Origin of the sequence: Niallia sp. (assembly GCF_031978665.1) — a bacterium.
Lineage (GTDB): Bacteria > Bacillota > Bacilli > Bacillales > Cytobacillaceae > Niallia.
Map to the genome: position 1 here is coordinate 67,252 of NZ_DALZDK010000026.1, position 6,753 is coordinate 74,004.

7 protein-coding genes are annotated in these 6,753 nt (G+C 37.0%); all 7 read right to left on the minus strand.

Features of this window, described 5'->3' with window-relative positions; all coding sequences use genetic code 11:
- Positions 1-646: 3-phosphoshikimate 1-carboxyvinyltransferase (locus tag RTL21_RS15015; protein WP_312096849.1), on the minus strand; the 646-nt coding region annotated here is incomplete at its 3' end.
- Between the two features lie 43 nt (positions 647-689).
- Positions 690-1,793, minus strand: a complete 1,104-nt coding sequence (locus tag RTL21_RS15020; protein WP_312096831.1) for a prephenate dehydrogenase — start codon at positions 1,791-1,793, stop codon at positions 690-692.
- A 31-nt stretch (positions 1,794-1,824) separates the two neighbouring features.
- Positions 1,825-2,928 carry a histidinol-phosphate transaminase gene (hisC, locus tag RTL21_RS15025; protein ID WP_312096833.1) on the minus strand — a complete coding sequence of 368 codons (1,104 nt, stop codon included), beginning with the start codon at positions 2,926-2,928 and terminating at the stop codon, positions 1,825-1,827.
- Positions 2,929-2,950: 22 nt separating this feature from the next.
- Positions 2,951-3,316 (minus strand): chorismate mutase, encoded by a 366-nt coding sequence (gene aroH, locus RTL21_RS15030; RefSeq protein WP_312096835.1) that lies wholly within the window; start codon positions 3,314-3,316, stop codon positions 2,951-2,953.
- Positions 3,317-4,399: a 3-dehydroquinate synthase gene (gene aroB, locus RTL21_RS15035; RefSeq protein WP_312096837.1), complete on the minus strand. Its 1,083-nt coding sequence runs from the start codon at positions 4,397-4,399 to the stop codon at positions 3,317-3,319.
- The gene (gene aroC / locus RTL21_RS15040) at positions 4,399-5,571 is read right to left on the minus strand and encodes a chorismate synthase (RefSeq protein WP_312096839.1); all 1,173 of its coding nucleotides are present in this window, start codon (positions 5,569-5,571) and stop codon (positions 4,399-4,401) included. Before aroC ends, aroB begins: the two co-directional genes overlap by 1 nt.
- A 197-nt stretch (positions 5,572-5,768) precedes the next feature.
- Entirely contained in the window at positions 5,769-6,548 is a 780-nt protein-coding gene (locus RTL21_RS15045; protein ID WP_312096841.1) for a CheR family methyltransferase, read from the minus strand.
- Positions 6,549-6,753: the final 205 nt, after the last annotated feature.

A 6,753-nucleotide genomic window follows, 5' to 3' on the forward strand; every position in this document is an offset into this window, starting at 1 on the left:
TCAGCTTTTGACCACCTTCAACTTGAATTTCATTTTCTTGTCTACTAATATGTCCACCGAATCGTTGGATCATTCTTTCTGTATGATCCCGTGTAGCTACTGGCTCTATCACCTTTGTAATACCATCTGCATTTAGGCCTGCAAATAGAATGGCTGATTTAACTTGTGCACTTGCTACAGGCAATCGATAGGTAATGCTTTGCAAATCCCCACCACGAACGGATAAAGGAGTGTACTTTCCTTCTTCCCTGCCGTCAATCTTTGCACCCATTTCTCTTAAAGGGGTAACCACTCTTGTCATTGGACGCTTGCCAATCGATGAATCACCGACTAATGTGCTGTGAAAATGTAATCCCGATAATATCCCTGTTAATAACCGAATCGTTGTACCTGAATTCCCAACATCCAAAATGTCTTTTGGTTCTTGTAATTCTCCTATTCCTTTTCCATAGATAACTACCTTTTCAGCATTCTGTTCAATTAACACACCTAATTTTCGAAAACAAGAGATTGTGCTTAAACAGTCTTCTCCTAAAAGAAAATTGGTAACGGTTGTCGTTCCTTCTGCTATTGATCCAAACATAATCGAACGATGAGAAATCGATTTATCCCCTGGGACTGCAATTTCTCCATTTAATCCATGCATATTTTGTTTAAGTGTTATTAAGTCCAATACATCCACCTTCGTTCTATCCAATCGTAGTATCGTAATTAGAATAAGAGGCAATGCATTTCTGCGCCCTTATTCTATCTTCCTCTGTTTGGAAACTGATAACGAGAATTCCAAAAATCTCTTCTCGCGTTTCCATTATGCGAATATTCGTTATGCTTATTTTTTCTTTAGCCAAAAAGCCTGTAATTTCAGAAATCACCCCTGGATAGTCAGGAACATCTACATATAAATCATAAAAAGCTGGTATCGCACCTTTTTGATCCTGAGGCAGACCATCCCTTACCGTTTTCGCCCGTGAAAAATAAGCATACAGCTCTTCTGCTCGCTCATTTTCAATAAGCGCAAGAACTTTATCCATTTCTTGTTTCCAGTCATTCATTAACTCGATTAATACGATTTTATTATGTATTAATATATCTCGCCACATGGAAGGACTACTTGAAGCAATTCTCGTAATATCTCTGAAGCCACCAGCCGCTAATCTTGTAACAAGCTTATGGCTTTCACTAATATGATCTGCCTGATGCACTAACGATGCAGCAACTATATGAGGCATATGACTAATTGCACCTGCTAATAAATCATGCTCCTCTGGAGAAATAATTAAGAACTTCGCATTTGTCCCTTGCAACCATTTCAGTAATTGCTGAACCATTTGATCACTAATTCGTTCATGAGGGGTTAGCAAATAAAAAGCATTTTCAAAAAGAATTACTTTTGAAGCCGAGACACCACTTTTATGTGAGCCCGCCATCGGATGTCCCCCTATAAAAGTAATGCCTTTGTCTAATAGCACTTGCGATTTATTCGTAATAACGGATTTAGTACTACCAACATCCGTAATCAGCACATTTTGTTTTAGCTCGATTGCTGAAAGCATTTCGATGATGGTTTCTGTTTCTTTCACTGGTGTAGAAATAATAATAAGATCAGCCGATTTTGCCCCTGCTTCAATCGTTGTTGCTATTTCATCAATAACACCTAGCATTTTAGCTAACTTTAAATTATCGTGAGAAATATCATATCCAGAAATGATACTTTCTGGATGTTCTTTTTTTATACATAAAGCTAACGATCCACCTATAAGTCCTAAGCCTATTATGAAGACGCGACCGTTCATTCTATCACCGCCTTCTATTCTCATGGCAACATTATTTCGCGACTTTCTTTTCTGTAAGAAATTGTGTCATCACCTTTATCAAGCCTTCGTTCTCTTCTTTTGATCCAATTGTTATCCGGACAGAAGTAGGGAAATTTAAAGGCACACCGGAACGGACGATATATCCTTTACTCATTAAATACTGGAATACTTCATTTCCATCTATTTTAAAATCAACTAAGATAAAATTCGTTTGCGATGGGTAGTAAGATAAATTATTCTCCTCACAAAAACGGTATAGCTGCTCTAAGCCTTCTCTATTTTTCTGTCTGCAAGATTCAACAAACTCCTGATCCTTAAGTGCCTCTTCTGTTGCAATTTGTCCTAATGTATTCACATTAAAAGGTTCTCTAATCGGATCTAATGTGTTTAATAGAGAAGCATTTGCAACTCCATATCCTACTCGGAAGCTTGCAAGACCATATATTTTCGAAAATGTTCGTAAAACGATAAGGTTAGAAAACTTTCTTGTTAGAGAAATAGAATCATAATAATCGTCTGCAACTACATATTCATAATATGCTTCATCCAATACAACCAGGACTTCCTGTGGAACTTTTTCTAAGAAAGCAACTATATCATTTTCAGGAATATACGTACCAGTTGGATTATTTGGACTACAAAGCCATACAACACTTGTATTTTCATCGATTGCAGCAAGCATCGCAGGTAAATCATGCTCCGCTTTTTCTGTTAGCGGCACTTCTCTTACTTCTGCACCATCTACAATCGCATTATGCTTATACTGGCCAAATGTATGACTAGCCATTACTGTATTCAATCCCGGACTTAAAAGTGCTCTCGAAATCATTAAAATAATTTCATCAGAACCATTTCCAAGCACTAACTCTTCTGGTGTTACCTTAAGAAAATCAGCAAGCGCATAGCGTAAGTTTGTAGCATATCCATCTGGATACAAAGCATAAGAGCCATCTACTTTTTTTAATGCTTCTAATACTTTTGGAGAGCTCCCAAAAGGGTTTTCGTTGGAGGCAAGTTTTACAATATGATCTAAATTAAATTGTTTTTTCACTTCTTCAATAGTTCTACCTGGTTGATAAGCTTTTAAACTTAAAAGCTGCTGTTTCCACTTCATTATTTTCACCCCGAAAAGTTATTTATTGTTTTGCTAAATCTGGCCTTAATTGAATGGCTTTTTCTAAATAAATATGTTGTATTTCATCTTGACTAATTTCTGTATTCCAATGCATCATAATGCGAATGCATTTTTCGAGCGAATTAGGTACTGCTATTTCTTTCATACACATGACTGGAACGTATGTCCAATCTTCTTGCGAGCGAATAACTTTAGCCGGAAAAGCAGCATTTATATCATCCGTTATTGATATAAAGACAGAAGCCACATCACTTGCTTTTATCTTATTCGATTTAATCATTTCGTTAACAAGACTTTCTGTCGCAGTTAATATCTCTATCTCTTCATTATTTTCAACCGTTATAGCTCCCCTAACTCCTCTAATCATTTATTTCCCACCTTTAAATAACGCTAATTCTTTTCTAATTTCCTCTTCATCCATTTCTACTAAAACAGGGTAACCAATCTCTTTCAAAAGAACAAAACGGATGCTACCATTTATCGATTTCTTATCTTGCTTCATTCGATCAATTAACCGTTCGACATTTAAATCTCCTGGTATATTACATGCATAACCTAGTTGTTCAAGCCAATTTATGTATTCTTCTAATGCAAAAACTAAGTCGTATCTTTGCTTGCTTAATCTTAATGCAAAAATCATGCCAATGACTACTGCTTCACCGTGCGTGAATTTTCCGTAGCCCATTTCTGCTTCTATTGCATGTCCAAGCGTATGACCAAAGTTCAAAAAGGCTCTTACATTTGATTCTTTTTCATCTTTTTCTACGATTTTACGTTTAACAAGAATACCCTTTTCAAGAATCGTAGACCAATAAGTTAAGGGAACTTCTGACAAATCTCTTATCTGGCTAAGCAATTCACGATAAAACTGTGAATCACTTATTAACGCGTGCTTGATTACCTCACCAAATCCTGATCTAAGCTCTTGAATTGGCAAGGTAGATAAAAAGTTCGTATCATAAAAAACAGCCTCTGGCTGATTAAAAACGCCAATCATATTTTTTCCAAGTGGATGATTAATAGCTACCTTGCCACCAACAGCACTATCATGAGCTAGAATGGTTGTAGGTACTTGAATGAATGGAATTCCTCTCATAAAAGATGCCGCCACGTAACCAGCCAAGTCACCGACTGCCCCGCCACCTAATGCAAGCACCAGTGATTTACGATCCAAATGCTGCTCAAGCATAAAGGTCAAGCAAGCGTAAAAAACATCAAATGTTTTCGCCTTTTCACCTGTCGGTACAGTATAAGTAACAATAGGAAGGGAGGAAAGATTTTTTTCTACTACCTTCAAATGCAGCTGTTCTACTAATTCATCGGTAATAATCAGTACCTTTGTTACGTCAGCAAAATTCTTTTCTATAAAAGAACTCAACGTTTCAATAACATGTTCCCCAATCCATACATCATATCGTTTCGACGCTGTCTGAACAGAAACTGTCGTCATTAGAATTCCCTCGCATGTTTATTATGCTCGGCAATATTAGCCAATAGCCCTTCGAAGCGATCAGAATAAAATTGATCTACAATCGCGGAAGCAAGCTCCCATGCAACTGCATGCTCTGCTACTACTGCAGCAGCAGGAACTGCACAACTATCGCTTCGTTCAATACTCGCTGTAAACTCTTCTTTTGTATCAATATCGACACTCTTTAACGGTTTATAAAGAGTCGGAATCGGCTTCATTACCCCTCTAATTATTATTGGCATACCATTGGTCATTCCACCTTCTAAACCACCTAAACGATTCGTTCTGCGAGAATAACCTGTTTCTTGATCCCAGATAATTTCATCATGGACTTCACTTCCTGGCTTTCTTGCAGCTTCAAAACCTATCCCAATCTCTACTCCCTTAAATGCATTAATACTCATAATGGCAGAAGCAAGCTTCGCATCTAATTTTCTATCATAATGAACATAGCTACCAACACCAATAGGCATGCCTTCCACAATAACTTCTACAACGCCACCGATAGAATCGCCATTTGCTTTTGCTTCATCAATTGCCTTCATCATTTCGATTCCTGCTTGTTCATCTAAACAACGAACTGGTGAGTTTTCGGTAATTTCCTTAAGCTTATCAATAGATTCATAATCCGTTACATTTGATCTCACCCCACCAATTTCCACTACGTGAGAAGCAACTTTAATACCTAGTAATGCAAGCAATTTTTTTGCCACCGCTCCTGCTGCAACACGAACTGTCGTTTCACGTGCAGAAGATCTCTCTAAGACATTTCTCATATCACGATGACCATATTTAATAGCGCCGTTTAAATCAGCATGTCCAGGTCTTGGACGGCTAATTTTTCTTTTTATCTCATTTGCTTCTGATTCATCGATCGGATCCTGCCCCATAATTTTAGTCCAGTGTTTCCAATCATTATTTTCTACAATTAAAGAAACAGGTGAACCTAACGTATAGCCATGTCTAACGCCACCGCCGATTTCTGCAGTATCTGTTTCGATTTGCATTCTTCTTCCTCTACCATGGCCTTTTTGCCTTCTAGCTAATTCCTGATTGATATCTTCCGCTAATAAAGGCATTCCAGCAGGAAGCCCCTCTATAATCGTAATTAGTTTGGGACCATGCGATTCCCCTGATGTTAAGTATCTCATAATTAAATCCTTTCTCCCTTCAACGCTTTAAAGTGATTATGTTTCAATATAACATATCAATCCAGTTATGAATAGAGAAAACCCTAAAAATCTTTGCAAAATTATACAAATCTATCTTAATCTCGAAGGACCATGAATGAGCAATTATACAAACAATAGCAAAACAAAGACAAACTATACTTATGTTTTGCCATTGTTTATATTTTTCGATAGAAAAAAGTATCGGCTGTTTCTAATCCATATTTTGCCGGTGTGAAAATTTGTTCCGTACTGCCAACAAAGAAAATCCCACCAGGTCTTAAGGCTTTCGCAAATTTATGATAAAGTAAATCTTTTGCATCTTCAGTAAAATATATTAAAACATTTCTACATACAATTAAATCAAATGGCCCATCAAATGAATCAGACAATAAATTTTGCTTTTTAAATGTGACATTTTTTTTCACTTCATCTTTTATTTTATACATTGTACCCTGCTGTTCAAAATACTTAGCCTTTTGAGCCAGCGGCACTTCATTTAGTGCTCGTTCTAGATATAGACCCTTTTTCGCCCGGTCCAATGCGTTTGCATCAATATCAGTTGCAAGGATTTGGAAATTCCCCAACCCCAACTGCCTCTCGTTGGAAAGCAGCATGGATAATGTATAAGGCTCTTCCCCTGTTGAGCAAGCTGCACTCCAAACCTTCAGCTGCGATTTAGTTTGGAGGAGGGATGGCAATATTTTTTTCTCTAAAACTTCCCAGCGTTTATAATTACGGTAAAACTCAGAAACATTAATCGTCATTCGATCAAGTAACTCATCCAATAATTCTTTATTAGTATGTATCGCTTTAAAATAATCTGCAAAAGATGTAAAACCTCTTTTTTCATAAAGAGATGTCAACCTTCTTTTCATTTGTGCTTCTTTATATAAAGACAAATCTATTCCTGATAATTTATAGAAATTCTTTATAAATTCTTGAAAATCCTTCTCCATGTAAATTCCTCACAACCATCATAATATCAACTTCTTTTTTTAGTATATACGATTTCCCCCAAAAAGGGCCAAATTTTATTCCGATAATTCATATAATTAGTCGAAATGCGGAAGCGCACCCGGTTTGGGGCGTGTGGGGTGGAGCGGTCATTCCTGAGATAAAGGAAACACGGTGAACGTTAGTGAACCGATGTTGACTTATCGT

What these genes read in the sequence shown, in the direction of transcription:
- RTL21_RS15020 (WP_312096831.1), bottom strand. Translation starts at nt 1,793, where the DNA reads ATGAACGGTCGCGTCTTCATAATAGGCTTAGGACTTATAGGTGGATCG.
- hisC (WP_312096833.1), bottom strand. Translation starts at nt 2,928, where the DNA reads ATGAAGTGGAAACAGCAGCTTTTAAGTTTAAAAGCTTATCAACCAGGT.
- aroH (WP_312096835.1), bottom strand. Translation starts at nt 3,316, where the DNA reads ATGATTAGAGGAGTTAGGGGAGCTATAACGGTTGAAAATAATGAAGAG.
- aroB (WP_312096837.1), bottom strand. Translation starts at nt 4,399, where the DNA reads ATGACGACAGTTTCTGTTCAGACAGCGTCGAAACGATATGATGTATGG.
- aroC (WP_312096839.1), bottom strand. Translation starts at nt 5,571, where the DNA reads ATGAGATACTTAACATCAGGGGAATCGCATGGTCCCAAACTAATTACG.
- RTL21_RS15045 (WP_312096841.1), bottom strand. Translation starts at nt 6,548, where the DNA reads ATGGAGAAGGATTTTCAAGAATTTATAAAGAATTTCTATAAATTATCA.